Origin of the sequence: Streptomyces mayonensis (assembly GCF_018982965.1) — a bacterium.
Taxonomy (GTDB): domain Bacteria; phylum Actinomycetota; class Actinomycetes; order Streptomycetales; family Streptomycetaceae; genus Streptomyces; species Streptomyces mayonensis.
The window spans coordinates 1-15,745 of record NZ_JACBYP010000007.1; the positions used below are offsets into that span (position 1 = coordinate 1).

13 protein-coding genes are annotated in these 15,745 nt (G+C 72.3%); 6 read left to right on the forward strand and 7 right to left on the reverse strand.

Translation table 11 applies throughout. From position 1 onward, the window contains the following. Positions 1-65 precede the first annotated feature (65 nt). Complete coding sequence (locus HZS56_RS03935; protein ID WP_308407985.1) at positions 66-995, reverse strand: response regulator transcription factor; 930 nt, start codon at positions 993-995, stop codon at positions 66-68. 123 nt (positions 996-1,118) lie between these two features. Here HZS56_RS03935 and HZS56_RS03940 point away from each other — a divergent pair, with 123 nt between their 5' ends. The 3 genes from HZS56_RS03940 (at position 1,119) to HZS56_RS03950 (ending at position 7,259) form a co-directional block, all read left to right on the forward strand. Next, on the forward strand, positions 1,119-2,792 hold the full coding sequence (locus HZS56_RS03940) for an AMP-binding protein (RefSeq protein WP_216719251.1): 1,674 nt from the start codon (positions 1,119-1,121) through the stop codon (positions 2,790-2,792). Beyond that, complete coding sequence (locus HZS56_RS03945; protein ID WP_216719252.1) at positions 2,789-4,417, forward strand: AMP-binding protein; 1,629 nt, start codon at positions 2,789-2,791, stop codon at positions 4,415-4,417. The genes HZS56_RS03940 and HZS56_RS03945 overlap by 4 nt, the downstream gene beginning before the upstream one ends. A 610-nt stretch (positions 4,418-5,027) precedes the next feature. Continuing rightward, positions 5,028-7,259: a trypsin-like serine protease gene (locus HZS56_RS03950; RefSeq protein ID WP_216719253.1), complete on the forward strand. Its 2,232-nt coding sequence runs from the start codon at positions 5,028-5,030 to the stop codon at positions 7,257-7,259. Between the two features lie 58 nt (positions 7,260-7,317). Here HZS56_RS03950 and HZS56_RS03955 read toward each other — a convergent pair whose 3' ends face one another. Further along, positions 7,318-8,004 carry a hypothetical protein gene (locus HZS56_RS03955; RefSeq protein ID WP_216719254.1) on the reverse strand — a complete coding sequence of 229 codons (687 nt, stop codon included), beginning with the start codon at positions 8,002-8,004 and terminating at the stop codon, positions 7,318-7,320. Positions 8,005-8,150: 146 nt separating this feature from the next. Here HZS56_RS03955 and gcl point away from each other — a divergent pair, with 146 nt between their 5' ends. Beyond that, the gene (gcl, locus tag HZS56_RS03960; RefSeq protein WP_216719255.1) at positions 8,151-9,935 is read left to right on the forward strand and encodes a glyoxylate carboligase; all 1,785 of its coding nucleotides are present in this window, start codon (positions 8,151-8,153) and stop codon (positions 9,933-9,935) included. A 113-nt stretch (positions 9,936-10,048) separates the two neighbouring features. Here gcl and HZS56_RS03965 read toward each other — a convergent pair whose 3' ends face one another. From HZS56_RS03965 to HZS56_RS03985, 5 genes are all read right to left on the reverse strand, one after another. Next, entirely contained in the window at positions 10,049-10,696 is a 648-nt protein-coding gene (locus HZS56_RS03965; protein ID WP_216719256.1) for a TIGR04222 domain-containing membrane protein, read from the reverse strand. Positions 10,697-10,764: 68 nt separating this feature from the next. Beyond that, positions 10,765-11,001 carry a hypothetical protein gene (locus tag HZS56_RS03970; RefSeq protein ID WP_216719345.1) on the reverse strand — a complete coding sequence of 79 codons (237 nt, stop codon included), beginning with the start codon at positions 10,999-11,001 and terminating at the stop codon, positions 10,765-10,767. A gap of 458 nt (positions 11,002-11,459) precedes the next feature. Further along, a complete protein-coding gene (locus HZS56_RS03975; protein ID WP_216719257.1) occupies positions 11,460-12,923 on the reverse strand; it encodes a catalase in 1,464 nt (487 codons plus the stop codon). A gap of 193 nt (positions 12,924-13,116) precedes the next feature. Continuing rightward, the gene (locus tag HZS56_RS03980) at positions 13,117-14,007 is read right to left on the reverse strand and encodes a 2-hydroxy-3-oxopropionate reductase (protein ID WP_216719258.1); all 891 of its coding nucleotides are present in this window, start codon (positions 14,005-14,007) and stop codon (positions 13,117-13,119) included. A gap of 73 nt (positions 14,008-14,080) precedes the next feature. Continuing rightward, on the reverse strand, positions 14,081-14,938 hold the full coding sequence (locus HZS56_RS03985) for a TIM barrel protein (RefSeq protein WP_216719259.1): 858 nt from the start codon (positions 14,936-14,938) through the stop codon (positions 14,081-14,083). Positions 14,939-15,090: 152 nt separating this feature from the next. On the opposite strand from HZS56_RS03985, the gene HZS56_RS03990 reads away from it, so the two are divergent. Together HZS56_RS03990 and HZS56_RS03995 are read left to right on the forward strand one after the other, a co-directional pair. Beyond that, complete coding sequence (locus tag HZS56_RS03990) at positions 15,091-15,357, forward strand: YkoF family thiamine-binding protein (RefSeq protein WP_216719260.1); 267 nt, start codon at positions 15,091-15,093, stop codon at positions 15,355-15,357. Positions 15,358-15,410: 53 nt separating this feature from the next. Further along, the gene (locus tag HZS56_RS03995) at positions 15,411-15,722 is read left to right on the forward strand and encodes a helix-turn-helix domain-containing protein (RefSeq protein WP_247699098.1); all 312 of its coding nucleotides are present in this window, start codon (positions 15,411-15,413) and stop codon (positions 15,720-15,722) included. The last annotated feature ends 23 nt before the right edge of the window (positions 15,723-15,745 follow it).

A 15,745-nucleotide genomic window follows, 5' to 3' on the forward strand; every position in this document is an offset into this window, starting at 1 on the left:
CGCCGCGCCCCTGCCGCACTCCCTCCGGCACGTGCCCCCTGCCGCACCCCCCCGGCATCCGTGGCTCACGGCAGCCACCCCGTCCGGCGGGCCGTCGCGACCGCCTCGCCGCGGGTGCGGGCGCCCAGTTTGCGCATCGCCGAACGGAGATAGCTCTTGACCGTCTCCGGGCCCACGCCGAGCCGCCGCCCGGCCTGGGCGTTGGTGGCGCCCGCCGCCACGCACGCCAGGACGTCCACCTCGCGCGGAGCCAGCCGGGGTCCGGGCCGGGGAGCGTCCCCCGTCGCCAGCAGGCCGCACGCGCGCAGCAGCTCGTCCCGCAGCACCGGATCCGTGATCCTGGGCGCCAGCGCCCGCAGCGCGGCGTGCGCCTCCCGCACCTGCTCCCAGACCGCACCGTCGATCGCACCGCCCACCGCGCCGCCCACCGCGTCACGGGACGAAACCGGTGCGGCACCCGGCGCGGCACCGGCCACGACACCCGACGCGACACCCGGTCCCCGGCCGTGGGCCCCCGGCCGGGCCGCCGCCAGCAGGTCGCCCGCCTCGTCCCGCAGCACCAGTGCCTGCTCGACGTCCCGCGCCGCCGCCACCGCCGCACCCAGCGTCCGGTCGCCCAGCGGCTCGGCCGTGCGCAGGGCGCCGTACAGCACGCCGCGCACCCGGCGCCGTACCACCACCGGCACCGCCAGCACCGAGCGCAGCCCCTCGGCGGCGACCGGCAGGTCGTACTCGTGGCTGATCTGCCGCGAGACCGAGTAGTCCGTCACCGCGCACGGCCGCGACAGCGCCACCGCCCGCCCGCCCAGGCCGTTGCCCGAGGTCACCGCCAGCGCGCTGAGCGCCGCCGTCGCCGTGCCGCTCAGCTCGCTGATGCGCACCTGCCGCCGTCCGGACTCCACCAGCCCGCCGAAGGCCACCGGCAGGCCCGTCGCCCGCCGCAGCCGCAGCAGCGCGCTGCGGATCTCCACCCCGTCGGCCGCGTCCACCGCCACTCGTTCCGCCCTCCTCGCGCCCGTCCCGGGGCGCACACCCCCGTTCGGGGGTAGTGAGACCTGCATCACGGATTACACGATGAGATCGAGCCGCCCGGCAAGGTCCGGCACGAAGGAGGACAGATGACGACGGCCACGGAGCTGTTCCGCAGCGCACGGGACTTCCTGCTGGAACACCGTACGGACTACACCGCCGCCTACGAGGGCTTCGCCTGGCCCCGGCCCGCGTACTTCAACTGGGCACTGGACTGGTTCGACGTCGTCGCCGAGGGCAACGAGCGCACCGCCCTGCACATCGTCGAGGAGGACGGCCGCGAGGTCCGCGTCTCCTTCGCCGAGATGTCCGCCCGCTCCGACCGCGTCGCCAACCGGCTGCGCGAGTGGGGGGTGCGCCCCGAGGACCGCGTCCTCGTCATGCTCGGCAACCAGGCCGAACTCTGGGAGACCGCGCTCGCCGCGATGAAACTGCGCGCCGTCGTCATCCCGGCCACCCCGCTGCTCGGCCCCGCCGACCTGCGCGACCGCGTCGACCGCGGCCGGGTGAAACACGTGATCGTCCGTTCCCAGGACACCGGCAAGTTCGACGCCGTGCCCGGCGACTACACCCGTGTCGCCGTCGGCGGCACGAGCGCGCCGGGCTGGCTGGCCTACGAGGACACGCACACCGCCTCCGACGCCTTCACCCCGGACGGCCCCACCGCCGCCGACGACCCGCTGATGCTCTACTTCACCTCGGGCACCACCGCCCGCCCCAAGCTGGTCGAGCACACCCACGTGTCGTACCCCGTCGGCCACCTGTCGACCATGTACTGGATCGGCCTCCAGCCCGGCGACGTCCACCTGAACATCTCCTCGCCCGGCTGGGCCAAGCACGCGTGGTCCAACCTCTTCGCGCCCTGGAACGCCGAGGCGACCGTCTTCCTGTACAACTACACCCGGTTCGACGCGGCCCGGCTGCTGTCCGAGATGGACCGGGCCGGCGTGACCACCTTCTGCGCCCCGCCGACCGTGTGGCGCATGCTGATCCAGGCCGACATCACGCAGCTAGCCACCCCGCCCCGCGAGGTCGTCGCCGCCGGTGAGCCGCTCAACCCCGAGGTCATCGAACAGGTACGCCGCTCCTGGAACGTGACCATCCGCGACGGCTTCGGACAGACCGAGACCGCCGTCCAGGTCTCCAACAGCCCCGGGCAGATCCTCAAGACCGGTTCCATGGGCCGCCCCAGCCCCGGCTACCGCGTGGAACTCCTCGACCCGGTCAGCGGCGCGCCCGGCGCCGACGAGGGAGAGATCGCCCTGGACCTGTCCCAGAGCCCCGTGGGCCTGATGACCGGCTACCACGGCGACCCCGACCGCACGGCCGAGGCGATGGCCGGCGGCTACTACCGCACCGGCGACATCGGCGCCCGCGACGAGGACGGCTACCTGACCTACGTGGGCCGCGCCGACGACGTGTTCAAGGCCTCCGACTACAAGATCAGCCCCTTCGAGCTGGAGAGCGCGCTGCTCGAACACGAGGCGGTCGCCGAGGCGGCGGTCGTACCGGCCCCGGACGCGCTGCGCCTCGCGGTGCCCAAGGCGTACGTCGTGCTCGCGGCCGGCTGGGAGCCCGGACCGGACACCGCCAAGGCGCTCTTCGAGCACTCCCGCTCCACGCTCGCCCCCTACAAGCGCCTGCGGCGCCTGGAGTTCGGCGAGCTGCCCAAGACCGTCTCCGGCAAGATCCGCCGCATCGAGCTGCGCGAGGCCACCGCGGCCGGTTCCGCGAACGAGTACCGCGAGGAGGACTTCCGATGACCCCGCCCGCGCCGCAGCCGTCGTACGCCCACGGCACCAGCACCACCCCGCTGCTCGGCGACACCGTCGGCGCGAACCTCGCCCGCGCGATCGCCGCCCACCCGGACCGCGAGGCCCTCGTGGACGTGCCGTCCGGACGGCGCTGGACCTACGCCGAGTTCGGCGCCGCCGTCGACGAGGTGGCCCGCGGACTGCTCGCGAAGGGTGTCACCAAGGGCGACCGGGTCGGCATCTGGGCCGTCAACTGCCCCGAGTGGATCCTCGTCCAGTACGCCACCGCCCGCATCGGCGTCATCATGGTCAACGTCAACCCCGCCTACCGGGCCCACGAGCTGGAGTTCGTCCTCCGGCAGTCCGGCATCACCCTGCTCGTCGCCTCCCTCGCCCACAAGGGCAGCGACTACCGGGCGATCGTCCAGGAGGTCCGCGGCCGGTGCCCCGCGCTGCGCGAGACCGTCCACATCGGCGACCCGTCCTGGGACGCCCTCGTCGCGGGCGCCGCGTCGGTGCCGCAGGAACAGGTGGAGCAGCTCGCCGCCGGGCTGAGCTGCGACGACCCGGTCAACATCCAGTACACCTCGGGCACGACCGGCTTCCCCAAGGGCGCCACCCTCTCCCACCACAACATCCTCAACAACGGCTACTGGGTGGGCCGCACGGTCGGCTACACGGAACAGGACCGGGTGTGTCTGCCGGTTCCCTTCTACCACTGCTTCGGCATGGTCATGGGCAACCTGGGCGCCACCTCCCACGGCGCGTGCATCGTCGTCCCCGCCCCGTCCTTCGAGCCCGCGGCGACCCTGGAGGCGGTGCAGCGGGAGCGGTGCACGTCCCTGTACGGCGTCCCGACGATGTTCATCGCGGAGCTGAACCTCCCGGACTTCGCCTCCTACGACCTCACCTCCCTGCGCACCGGCATCATGGCGGGCTCGCCCTGCCCGGTGGAGGTGATGAAACGGGTGGTCGCCGAGATGCACATGGAGCAGGTCTCCATCTGCTACGGCATGACCGAGACCTCCCCGGTCTCCCTGCAGACCCGCATGGACGACGACCTCGGACACCGCACCGGCACCGTCGGCCGCGTCCTGCCGCACATCGAGGTCAAGGTCGTCGACCCGGTCACCGGAGTGACCGTGCCCCGCGGCGAGGCGGGCGAACTGCGCACCCGCGGCTACAGCGTGATGCTCGGCTACTGGGAGGAGCCGGAGAGGACGGCCGAGGCCGTCGACGCCGGGCGCTGGATGCACACCGGGGACCTCGCGGTGATGCGCGAGGACGGGTACGTGGAGATCGTCGGCCGCATCAAGGACATGATCATCCGGGGCGGCGAGAACATCTACCCGCGGGAGATCGAGGAGTTCCTGTACGGCCACCCGAAGATCGCGGACGTCCAGGTCGTCGGCGTACCGCACGAGCGCTACGGCGAGGAGGTGCTGGCCTGCGTCGTCGTGCGCGACGCCGCCGACCCGCTCACGCTCCAGGAGCTGCGGGCCTACTGCGACGGGCAGTTGGCCCACTACAAGGTCCCCAGCCGCCTCCAGCTCCTGAACTCCTTCCCGATGACCGTCTCGGGGAAGGTGCGCAAGGTGGAGCTGCGCGAGCGGTTCGGCACCCCGCAGCGTTGAGGGACCGCCGGCACGGCGTCGGGAGCGCACGCCGGGCATTACCTCGCCGTCACCGAATCATCACCGTCATTTGAGCGAAAGGACTCTCGCGGAAGGTAAATACGCCGAGGTGGGTGCGCTGTCGAACGGGAAATGCGTTACTGGATCTTCACGCAGTCTCCACAGAAGCTCCACGTCGTTCCGTGCAACTTTCTTTCAAGTGGCGCACGTCACATGCCCCTTGCAATCGGTGACCTTTTTGTGACGGTTAAGTCGTTGGACAAACACATCTCCGCCGACTTCCATCGGGACGCCGCGGGGTGCGGGCACGGTCTCGGTCACCCCGTGGAGCAGTCCGGTCGCAGATTCGTTTCGCATCGATCCATGGGACGGTTATGAAGAGAAAGTCGCGCAGCGGAAGATCGGGAACGAAGGGTCGTCTCCCGGCGGGGACGGCGGCCCCGGGAACCCCGGCACGGCTGGTGGTGGCCGAGGCGGACACCCTCGACGACGGGCAGGGGCGTCCGCACGCCCTGGTGGAGACCAGGACGGTCAAGTGACCGACAGGGCCCGAGCAGTGACGGGCAATCAGCCGAACCGACCCTCCGGACCCGCAGCAAGGAACACGACCATGCCGCACTCCAGACCCAGACGCGTGCCCAGACACGCGCGCCTCACCGCACTCGCCGCCGCCCTGCTCGCCGGGCCGGTCGCGCTGACCGCCGGCCCCGCCGCCGCCGTGACCGGCCCCGCGGTCCCCGACTCCGACACCACCCGCGCCTACACCGCCCGGATAGTCGTCGGCGACCACGACCGCGGCTGCTCCGGAGTCCTGGTCGACGCCGAGTGGCTGCTCACCGCGGCGAGTTGCTTCGCCGAGTACCCCGTCGAGAGCCTCGCCGTGCCCGCGGGCAAGCCCGCCTCGACCACCACGGCGACCATCGGCCGCGCCGACCTCACCGGCACCGGAGGCGCGGTCCGCACGGTCGTGGAGCTGGTGCCCCGCACCGACCGCGACGCGGTCCTGGCCCGGCTGAACCGCCCGGTCACCGACGTCACGCCCGTCGCACTGGCCACCGCCGCACCCACCGCGGGCGAGGAGCTGACCCTCAGCGGCTACGGCCGCACCACGACCGAGTGGGCGCCGCTGAACCTGCACACCGGCACCTTCTCCGTCGGCGCCGCCGACGCCACCACCGCCACCGTCACCGGCGAGGACGGTGTGGCCGCGTGCATGGGCGACACCGGAGGCCCCCTGGTGCGCACCGTGAACGGCACCGCGCAGCTGGCCGCCCTCGGCAGCCGCTCCTACCAGGCGGGCTGCTACGGCATCGACGCCGCCGAGACACGTACCGACGGCATCGTCACCCGTGTCGACGACCTCGCCTCCTGGGTGGCGTCCAAGGTGGGCGCCAACCGGATCACCGACTTCAACTGCGACGGCGTCGAGGACATCGCGGTCGCCGACCCGCTGGCCGCCGTCGGCGGCGACGCCGAGGCCGGCCTCGTCCGGATCGTCTACGGCGGCGGCCGGGGCACCGCCGAGATCTCCCAGGACCTGGACTGGGTCCCGGGCGGTTCCGAGCCGGACGACCAGTTCGGGGCGGCGCTGGCCACCGTCGACTACGACGAGGACGGCTGCACGGACCTCGTGGTCGGCACCCCGCGCGAGGACCTCGGCTCGGCCACCGACGCCGGCATGGTCGACATCCTGCACGGCGGCCGGGAGGGGCTCGGCACCTCGGCGACCAAGGCGACCCACTTCGAGCAGGCCAAGGGCAACGGCTCCCTCTCCGCCTCCACCCCGGAGACCGGCGACCTGATGGGCACCTCCCTCGCCGCCGGCACCACCGCCGCCGGCAAGCCCTTCGTGGTGATCGGCACGCCGGGCGAGTCCCTCGGCAGCCTCGCCGCCGCAGGCGAGGCCTTCTACGTGCACGACGGCACCAACGTCACCCTGCACCAGGACCGCGCCGACACCCCCGGCACCGCGGAGGCGGGCGACCGCTTCAGCGAGAGCGTCGCAGCCGACGCCCACCACATCGCCATCGGCGTGCCCGGCGAGGCGATCGGCACCGACGCCGAAGCCGGCGGCGTGACGGTGTACTCGCACGACCTGAACGCCGAGAAGCGGCCCACCCCGCTGTTCGGCATGGACCAGGACCTGGACACCGTCTCCGGCGGCGCCGAGCCCGGCGACCTGTTCGGCGCGGCCGTGGCCCTGGCACCGTACCGCCCCGCCGGCTCCGCGACGGCCGACGAGTCGCTGCTCGCGATCGGTTCACCGGGCGAGGCACTGAACGTGAACGGCGTCAGCAAGGCGGAGACGGGCAGCGTCCTCACCTTCCGTGTCACCGCGAACGGCACCTTCACCCAGCTCAACGGCATCTCCTCCGGCACCGGCGACGACGACGTCTCCGGCACCTCCGAGGCCGGTGACCACTTCGGCGCCACCCTGACCGCGATCAACACCGCGCCGCGCGCGGTCAGTACGGAGGCGACCATGAAGATGGCCGTCGGCATCCCGGACGAGGCCATCGGTACGGCGAAGAGCTCCGGCGCCGTGCACGTCTTCTCGATGCTCGGCTCGCCCGGCGCCCACGACAAGTGGATCGAGTCCGGCGACGGCGACGGCATCCCGGGCGCGCCCGGCGCGGGCCAGCGCCTCGGCTCCAGCCTCCACTTCACCGGCACCCACCTGTACGTCGGCATGCCGTACGGGCCGACCGCCACCGGCGCGCTGTACGCCCTGCCGATGTCCAACGTGACCCTCGGCGAGCCCAACGCCGAGCCCACCGTGTACCAGCCGGGCCAGGGCGGACTCCCGGCCTCCGGCACGGCCTTCGGGTACGCGGCGAGGTAGTCCGCAGCGGGCGGTCCCCGCCCGGGTGCGCGGCCGACGGTCCGTACCCGGGCGGCTCTCAGCCGGCCGTGGCGTCCAGCGCCACGGCCGACGCGTTCACCGGGCGCGGCACGCCCGTCCTCTCCAGCACGAACAGCGGCACGTCCAGCAGGTCGGCACGGACCCGGGCGTCCGCCGCGTAACCGGCCAGCGAGAAGTACACGCACCGCGCCGACTCCGCCATCGCCGTCAGCCACAGGCACTCCACGTCCCGCACCGAGGCCGGGCCCGCCGTCGGGTCCACCTGGACGACGATGCCGGGCGCGGCCAGCCCGATGCCGGACAGCGGCCGCTGGTCGGCGCGCCGCACGTCCCGGTGCCCCAGCCCGCGCAGGTACAGCACGGCGGCGGTGACCGCGTCCCGGGCCGTGCGGATCGGCACCGCCCGGTGGGCCGGCACCCGTGACCCCGGGGCGCGTTCGGGCCGGCCCGCGGCGGTGGTGTCCACCGGTACGCACAGCACCGTCCCGCAGGGGCAGCCCAGTTCGGGCCGCGGCGAGGGGCTCTCGGTCCCGCAGGCCGCGCAGCGCACCGCGATCCACTCCTCGTCCCAGGCCCGGTGGGTGACCGGGCTCGCCCGCCCGTCCGGGTCGAGCGCCGGGGCGACGGGCCGCCCGCACACGCAGGGGTACGAGGGTGCCGTGTAGCGGTGCCGGCGCCCGCAGGCGGTGCAGCACACCGAGATGGTCCCGGACATGGACCCCATCGTCCTCTCTTGACGGCCCTGGACCACCCACCTACATTACTTCCAGATAGTAGAAAGTGCATTCCACTATACGGAAATTGCTACGGAAGAGCTCACCGCTGGGCGCGACGGGAGTGCGAATCCGACAGCCGGAGCAGGAGTACTCGATGGCTCGTATGACCGCTGCCCGAGCGGCAGTTGAGATCCTCAAGCGCGAGGGCGTCACCGACGCGTTCGGTGTGCCGGGCGCGGCGATCAACCCCTTCTACGCGGCGCTCAAGGCGTCCGGCGGCGTCCAGCACACCCTCGCCCGCCATGTCGAGGGCGCCTCGCACATGGCCGAGGGCTACACCCGCACCCACCCCGGCAACATCGGCGTCTGCATCGGCACCTCGGGCCCGGCCGGCACCGACATGATCACCGGCCTGTACTCGGCCTCCGGCGACTCGATCCCGATCCTGTGCATCACCGGCCAGGCACCGACCGCGGTGATCCACAAGGAGGACTTCCAGGCCGTCGACATCGCCTCCGTCGCGGGGCCTGTGACGAAGTCGGCGGTCACCGTCCTGGAGGCCGCGCAGGTCCCCGGCGTCTTCCAGCAGGCCTTCCACCTGATGCGCTCCGGCCGTCCGGGACCCGTCCTGATCGACCTGCCGATCGACGTCCAGACGACGGAGATCGAGTTCGACCCGGAGACCTACGAACCGCTCCCCGTCTACCGGCCCACCGCCACCCGCGCCCAGGCCGAGAAGGCGATTGGCCTGCTCAACTCCGCCGAGCGCCCGCTGATCGTGGCCGGCGGCGGCGTGATCAACGCCGACGCGGCCGACCTGCTGGTGGAGTTCGCCGAGCTGACCGGCACGCCGGTCGTGCCGACCCTGATGGGCTGGGGCGCCCTGCCCGACGACCACGAGCTGAACGCGGGCATGGTCGGACTGCAGACCTCGCACCGCTACGGCAACGCGACCTTCCTGGAGTCCGACTTCGTCCTCGGCATCGGCAACCGCTGGGCCAACCGCCACACCGGAAAACTCGATGTCTACACGGCGGGGCGGAAGTTCGTCCACGTCGACGTCGAACCGACCCAGATCGGCAGGATCTTCGCCCCGGACTACGGCATCGCCTCCGACGCCAAGGCGGCCCTCAAGCTGTTCGTCGAGGTGGCCGGCGAACTGAAGGCGGCCGGGAAACTGCCCGACCGCTCCGCCTGGGCCGCCGCCGCGCAGGAGCGCCGGGCCACCCTCCAGCGCCGTACGCACTTCGACGACGTCCCGATCAAACCGCAGCGCGTCTACGAGGAGATGAACAAGGCCTTCGGTCCCGAGACCCGGTACGTCTCCACCATCGGCCTCTCGCAGATCGCCGGCGCCCAGATGCTGCACGTCTACCGCCCGCGGCACTGGATCAACTGCGGCCAGGCGGGACCGCTCGGCTGGACCGTCCCGGCCGCGCTCGGCGTCGCCAAGGCCGACCCGGACGCCCGGGTGGTGGCGCTCTCCGGGGACTACGACTTCCAGTTCCTGCTGGAGGAGCTGGCGGTCGGCGCGCAGCACAAGATCCCGTACGTGCACGTCCTGGTCAACAACTCCTACCTGGGCCTGATCCGCCAGGCGCAGCGGGCGTTCGACATCGACTTCCAGGTCAACCTGGAGTTCGAGAACATCAACTCGCCCGAGCTGGGCGTCTACGGCGTCGACCACGTCAAGGTCGCCGAGGGCCTGGGCTGCAAGGCCGTCCGGGTGACCGACCCGAACGAACTGGGCGCGGCCCTGGAGCAGGCCAAGAAGCTCGCCGCCGAACACCGGGTGCCGGTGGTCGTCGAGGCGATCCTGGAGCGCGTCACCAACATCTCCATGTCGGGGACCAACGACATCTCCGACGTGGTGGAGTTCGAGGAGCTCGCGACCGAGCCGGGGCACGCCCCGACAGCGGTCCGGACCCTGAAGGCCTGACCCGCCCGCCATTCGACCGCCCGACCACTCGACCGCCCGAGTGCCCGAGAGCGGCCCGTCCCCCAGGGGACGGGCCGCTCCCACGTGTACGCGGGCACTCCCCACGTACGCGCTCAGTCCGAGCCGCCCCCGCCCCCGCCGCCGCCCGCGTGGTCGGCGTGGCCCGAGCCCCAGTCGCCCGGCACCGAGTCCTCGTACGCACCGCTCCACCAGCGGAACCTGCTCCGGCCGCCGCCGCCCAGGGAGAAGTGCCCTCCTTCGGCCGGGGCTCCTGGGTCCGCCAGCCCGGCCCGCAGCGCGAAGCGCGGCAGCAGCAGGCGCAGGGCGGTATCACCGTGCAGGGCGACCGCGAGCAGCGTGTCGTCGTCCGTCAGCCCGTGCCTGACCGCCGGCAGCGGATGCCGCTCCCGCCAGAACTCCACGCGCCGACGGGCACTCCGGTTCGGCCTGAGCCAGGGGCGGCCGAGCAGTCCGTCCTCCGCGAGCGGGATGCGCGCCAGGGCCAGGGCCAGGCGCACGTCCGTGTGCCGCACCAGCTCACGAGCGGTGAGCGGCTCGTGCAGACAGTCCAGGACGGCCCCCTCGAACGGCCCCAGGCCCTCCGGCTCGGGGCCCGTCGCGCACAGCGTCCTGCGCGGGCCGGTCTCGACCGCGCCCAGCAGGTGCAGGGCGACCAGCGCCACCGTGACGGCGGCCGGCGGCCCACCGCCCAGCAGTGCGATCTCGTGCGGCTCCCGCCCGATCTCCGTGGCACTGTCCACGACACCACCCCCGTGCGCCCCGTGTTGTGCCGGGGTTGTGCCCGCTGCGGGTGCCTCCTACGCGCGGGTCAGTCCTCGGGGTGCTCGTGCAGCCCCGGCCAGTCCTCCGGGCCGCCGCCCTGCCACTCGACCAGGTCGCTGTCCTCGACGTCGGTCACGTACAGGTCGGCCAGGCGGAGCAGTTCGGCGACGTCGTCGACGTGCGAGGCGACACCGAGCGTCTCCTCGCCGGAGGTGACCCGGCGGGAGCCGTCCAGGGCGGGGGAGTGCACGACGACGTGCGGATGTTCGGGAGGGTGTGCCATTGCCATGCCTCCAGGCTGCTGCGCGGGAGGGGAATCCGCACCCGGTGAACGCCGGAAGGCGCTGGATGCGGGACCGTCCGCATCCAGCGCCTTCCGGCCGGTGAAGAGTTCTCGCCGAGAAGTTCTCGCCGAGAAGTGCCGCACGTGGTGCCCGTCCGGCGGTGCGAGGCCGGGCGCGACAGGTCGTTCGCGCCGCCGGACGGGGTCTCGGGGCCTCTCGGGGGAGAGGCGGGTGGCTGGGACCGCGGCGGTGCGACGGGCCCGCGACGCTGCTCCCCTCAGGTCGTAGGAGAAGCGTCCGTGCCGTTCACCACCGCACTGGCTCGCAGGCCGCCGCGGTCCTCGCCCTGCCCGCGCCGGCACCCGGTTCGCACCCCTCATCCGGGCCGCCCGGTGCCTGCGCGGGCCGCGCACACGGCCCCGGCCTCCCCGCCGGGTTCCGTGCGCGGGCCGGTGGGTCAGTCCTCGCGCAGGGCGCGGACCGCCTCCTGGACGCGCCTGCCGTACTCCGGGTCGGCGGCGTGGAAGTGTGCGAGGTTCTTCTCGACGACACTGTTCCGGGAGACCTGGGAGAGGCCGCCCGCGATGGTCGCGACCAGCCGCTCCCGCTCCTCCTCGGCCATCAGCCGGTACAGCTCACCGGCCTGGAAGAAGGGGTCGTCCTTGGTGTGCCGCGGCGCCTCGTGGGTGCCGGTGTGGCCGGAGACCGAGAGCGGTGCCGACAGCGGCCGGCCGGACTCGACCGGGCCGTCGTAGGAGTTCGGTTCGTAGTTCCGGGCGTCGCGGCCCTGCGGGTTGGCCGCCATCAGGCCGTCGCGGCCGTAGTTGGCCGCGCCGCCGGGCACGGCCCTCGGTGCGTTGACCGCGAGCCGGGTGTGGTTGACGCCCAGGCGGTAGCGGTGCGCGTCCGCGTACGCGAACAGACGGCCCTGGAGCATCTTGTCGGGGGAGGGGCCGATGCCCGGAACGAAGTTGTTGGGCGAGAACGCGGCCTGCTCGACCTCCGCGAAGACGTTGTCCGGATTGCGGTCCAGTACCAGCCGGCCCACCCGCCTGAGCGGGTGGTCGCGGTGCGGCCACACCTTGGTCACGTCGAACGGGTTGAAACGGTAGTCCGCCGCCTCGGCCACCGGCATCAGCTGCACGTACAGCGTCCAGGACGGGTGCACCCCGCGCTCGATCGCCTGCACCAGGTCCGTCTGGTGCGAGGCGGGGTCCTCGCCCGCGAGCCTCGCGGCCTCGTCGGCGGTCAGGCAGCGGATGCCCTGGTCGGTCTTGAAGTGGTACTTGACGAAGTACGACTCGCCCCGGGCGTTCGTCCACTGGTAGGTGTGGGAGCCGAAGCCGTCCATGTGGCGGTACGACGCCGGGATGCCGCGGTCGCCCATCAGCCACGTCACCTGGTGCGTGGCCTCGGGGGAGTGCGCCCAGAAGTCCCAGACGTTGTCCGGCTCCTGACGGCCCGAGAACGGGTCGCGCTTCTGCGAGTGGATGAAGTCGGGGAATTTGACGGGGTCCTTGATGAAGAACACCGGGGTGTTGTTGCCGACGAGGTCGTAGTTTCCCTCCTCGGTGTAGAACTTCACCGCGAAGCCGCGCGGGTCGCGCACCGCGTCCGCGCCGCCCAGCGAGTCGGCCACCGTGGAGAAGCGCAGGAAGACCTCGGTGCGCCTGCCGACCGCGCTCAGGAAGTCGGCGTGCGTGAAGTCCGTGACGTCGTCGGTCACTTCGAAGTGGCCGTAGGCGCCGGAGCCGCGCGCGTGCACCACACGCTCGGGGATGCGCTCGCGGTTGAAGCGGGCGAGCTTCTCGATGAGGTGCTGGTCCTGGATCAGGAGCGGGCCGCCGACGCCGGCGGAGGCGGAGTTCTGGTTGTCGGCGACGGGGGCGCCGGACTCGGTGGTGAGCACGCGCTGCGACATCGTGGACCTTCCATGACCGTACTGGCGATGTTCAGCGGAAACTCGTTTCCGCTTCGTGGAGCTTAGGTTTGGGGCAGTGGCCCGTCAACAGTTTGTTGAAGTGGGTTCCGGGTGGCGCCGCCGCTCGGGCGCGACAGGACAGGTGTCAGCGGCGCCGCCACCCGGAGGTCTCATACCGCGGTGCGTACGGAGGTCAGACCCGGTCGCCGGAGAGGCGCTCCACGGCACGCAGCAGGGCCGAGTGGTCCAGGCCGCCGTCGCCCTGGGCGCGCAGCGACGCGACCAGCTGGGCCACCACCGCGCCCACCGGCAGGGCCGCGCCGACGGTGCGGGCGGCGTCGGTGACGATGCCCATGTCCTTGTGGTGCAGGTCGATGCGGAAGCCCGGCTTGAAGTCGCGGGCGAGGAAGTTGTCCTTCTTGCGCGTCAGCACGGTCGAGCCGGCCAGGCCGCCGTTCAGCACGTCGAGCGCGGCCCTCAGGTCCACGCCGGACTTCTCCAGGAAGACCACGGCCTCGGCGCACGCCTGGATGTTGACGGCGACGATCAGCTGGTTGGCGGCCTTCACGGTCTGCCCCGAGCCGTGCGGACCGCACAGCACGATGGTCTTGCCGAGCGCCTCCAGGAGCGGCCCGGCCTCGTCGAAGTCGGCCTGCTCACCGCCGACCATGATGGACAGCACGGCCTCGACGGCCCCGGCCTCGCCGCCGGAGACGGGGGCGTCCAGGACGCGGACGCCCTTGTCCTTCGCGGCCTTCGCGAGGTCCACGGAGGTCTGCGGGGTGATCGACGACATGTCGACCAGCAGGGCGCCGGACCGTGCGTTCTCCAGGATGCCGTCGGGGCCGTAGGCGATGGCCTCGACCTGCGGGGACGCGGGCACCATGGTCACGATCACGTCGGCGTCGCGCACGGCCTCGGCGATCGAGCCGGCCGCGGTGCCGCCGGCGGCGGAGAGCCGGTCCAGCTTCTCCTGCTCCAGGGTGAAGCCGGTGACCTGGTAACCCGCCTTGATCAGGTTCTCGGACATGGGGGAGCCCATGATGCCGAGACCGATCCAGGCGACCTTGGGGAGCGTGCTCATGATGGGTACCTCTCTGGCGTTTCGCTGGGAAGTTCGGCGGCTGCCGGTCTCCGGGAAGTTCCGCGGCCGGCGCTCAGCTGGCCGCGCGGGCCCCGTCCGGCAGCCAGGAGAAGGACTGGGCGCTGGGTCCGTCGCCCGGCTTGTACTCCAGGCCGACCCAGCCGTCGTATCCGGCCTTCCCGAGGCGGTCGAGCAGGTCCTCCAGCGGAAGGGAGCCCGTACCGGGAGCGCCGCGGCCCGGGTTGTCGGCGATCTGCACGTGGCCGGTCTTCGCGGCATGGGCGTCGATCACCTGCGGCAGGTCCTCGCCGTTCATGGACAGGTGGTAGAGGTCCATGAGGAACTTGGCGTTGCCGAGCCCGGTGGCCTCGTTGACCCTGTCCACGACCCCGAGCGCGGCCGGCGCCGACACCAGCGGGTAGAGCGGCGACTCGCGCTCGTTGAGCGCCTCGATCAGCAGGACCGCGCCGATCCGGTCGGCGGCTCGGGCTGCGAGGACCAGGTTCTCCAGCGCGAGCCGGTCCTGCTCGGCCGGGTCCACGCCGTCGACGCGGTTGCCGTACAGGGCGTTGAGGGCGCCGCAGCCCAGCGCGTGGGCGAAGCCGGCGGCCACGTCGATGTTGGCGCGGAAGCGGTCCGACTCCTCACCGGGAACCGACAGCGCGCCCCGGTCGGGTCCGGGCAGCTGCCCGGCGTAGAAGTTGAGCCCTGTGAGGCGGACGCCCGCGTCCTCGACGGCCGCCTTCAGGGCGTCGAGCTCGGACTGCTCGGGGGTGGGCGTGTCGGTCCAGGGCCACCACAGCTCGACCGCGGTGAAGCCGGCCGCGGCGGCGGCCGCGGGACGCTCCAGGAGCGGGAGTTCCGTGAAGAGGATCGACAGGTTGACGCTGAAGCGCTGATCTGCGGCGGTGCTCAACTTGAAACCTGGCATCGGGTGCCGCGCTCCCTTCCGTCTCGATGGAGAGATTTCGCTTGTTCCGTATTGCGGAAGTTCATTTCTGCTTAATGGAAGATTGCCGGGGGTGTGTCGTGCTTGTCAAGAGGGGGCGGCGCAATGCGCTCACCCCGCGTTAGGTTGACCGGGTGCGATTGAGAGTGGAGTTCACGACCGAACCCTTCGACCTCGACGAGGCACCCGCCCACGCGGTGGTGGCCCGGGAGGTCGTCGAGGCCGCCGAGCTGGACGCGGTCGACGTCGGCCCGTTCGGCAACACGGCCGAGGGGGACGCCGGCCGGGTGCTCACCGCCGTGGACGCGCTGCTGCGCCGCTCCCTGGAGGCGGGTGCCACCCGGATCTCGCTCCAGGTCAACGTGGTCGGAGACGGCGCCGAGGGAGGGGGCGAGCGGTGACCGGCCCCGCCGAGGAGTCGTTCCTCGCGGCCGTCAAGCCCCTGGTCGACGCCATGGGCGGCGAGATGCTGCCGCCGGACGAGGCCGGCCCGGAGGACGTCGTGCTCTCCTGGGAGGGTGCCGACGTCGTCGCCGTACGCCTGCCCCAGCTCGCCGACTCCCTGGACCACATCCTGGCCGCCATGGAACGCCGGCAGGGCAGGCCCCTGGCCGACCTGGACCGCAGGACCAAGCAGGAGGTCGTACGGGCCCTGGAGGCGCGCGGCGCCTTCGCCGTACGGCACGGAGTGGAGACGGTCGCGAGCGCCCTCGGCGTCAGCCGCTTCACGGTGTACAACTACCTCAACCGGGAGAAGGGCACCTGACCTGCGCGTTTTCCTCGCGCCTG

Bases quoted from the DNA above. Each gene is read 5' to 3' on its own strand.
- HZS56_RS03950 (WP_216719253.1), top strand. From the start codon at position 5,028: ATGCCGCACTCCAGACCCAGACGCGTGCCCAGACACGCGCGCCTCACC.
- HZS56_RS03980 (WP_216719258.1), bottom strand. From the start codon at position 14,007: ATGAGCACGCTCCCCAAGGTCGCCTGGATCGGTCTCGGCATCATGGGC.
- HZS56_RS03985 (WP_216719259.1), bottom strand. From the start codon at position 14,938: ATGCCAGGTTTCAAGTTGAGCACCGCCGCAGATCAGCGCTTCAGCGTC.
- HZS56_RS03955 (WP_216719254.1), bottom strand. From the start codon at position 8,004: ATGGGGTCCATGTCCGGGACCATCTCGGTGTGCTGCACCGCCTGCGGG.
- HZS56_RS03970 (WP_216719345.1), bottom strand. From the start codon at position 11,001: ATGGCACACCCTCCCGAACATCCGCACGTCGTCGTGCACTCCCCCGCC.
- HZS56_RS03940 (WP_216719251.1), top strand. From the start codon at position 1,119: ATGACGACGGCCACGGAGCTGTTCCGCAGCGCACGGGACTTCCTGCTG.
- HZS56_RS03945 (WP_216719252.1), top strand. From the start codon at position 2,789: ATGACCCCGCCCGCGCCGCAGCCGTCGTACGCCCACGGCACCAGCACC.
- HZS56_RS03995 (WP_247699098.1), top strand. From the start codon at position 15,411: ATGGGCGGCGAGATGCTGCCGCCGGACGAGGCCGGCCCGGAGGACGTC.
- HZS56_RS03975 (WP_216719257.1), bottom strand. From the start codon at position 12,923: ATGTCGCAGCGCGTGCTCACCACCGAGTCCGGCGCCCCCGTCGCCGAC.
- gcl (WP_216719255.1), top strand. From the start codon at position 8,151: ATGGCTCGTATGACCGCTGCCCGAGCGGCAGTTGAGATCCTCAAGCGC.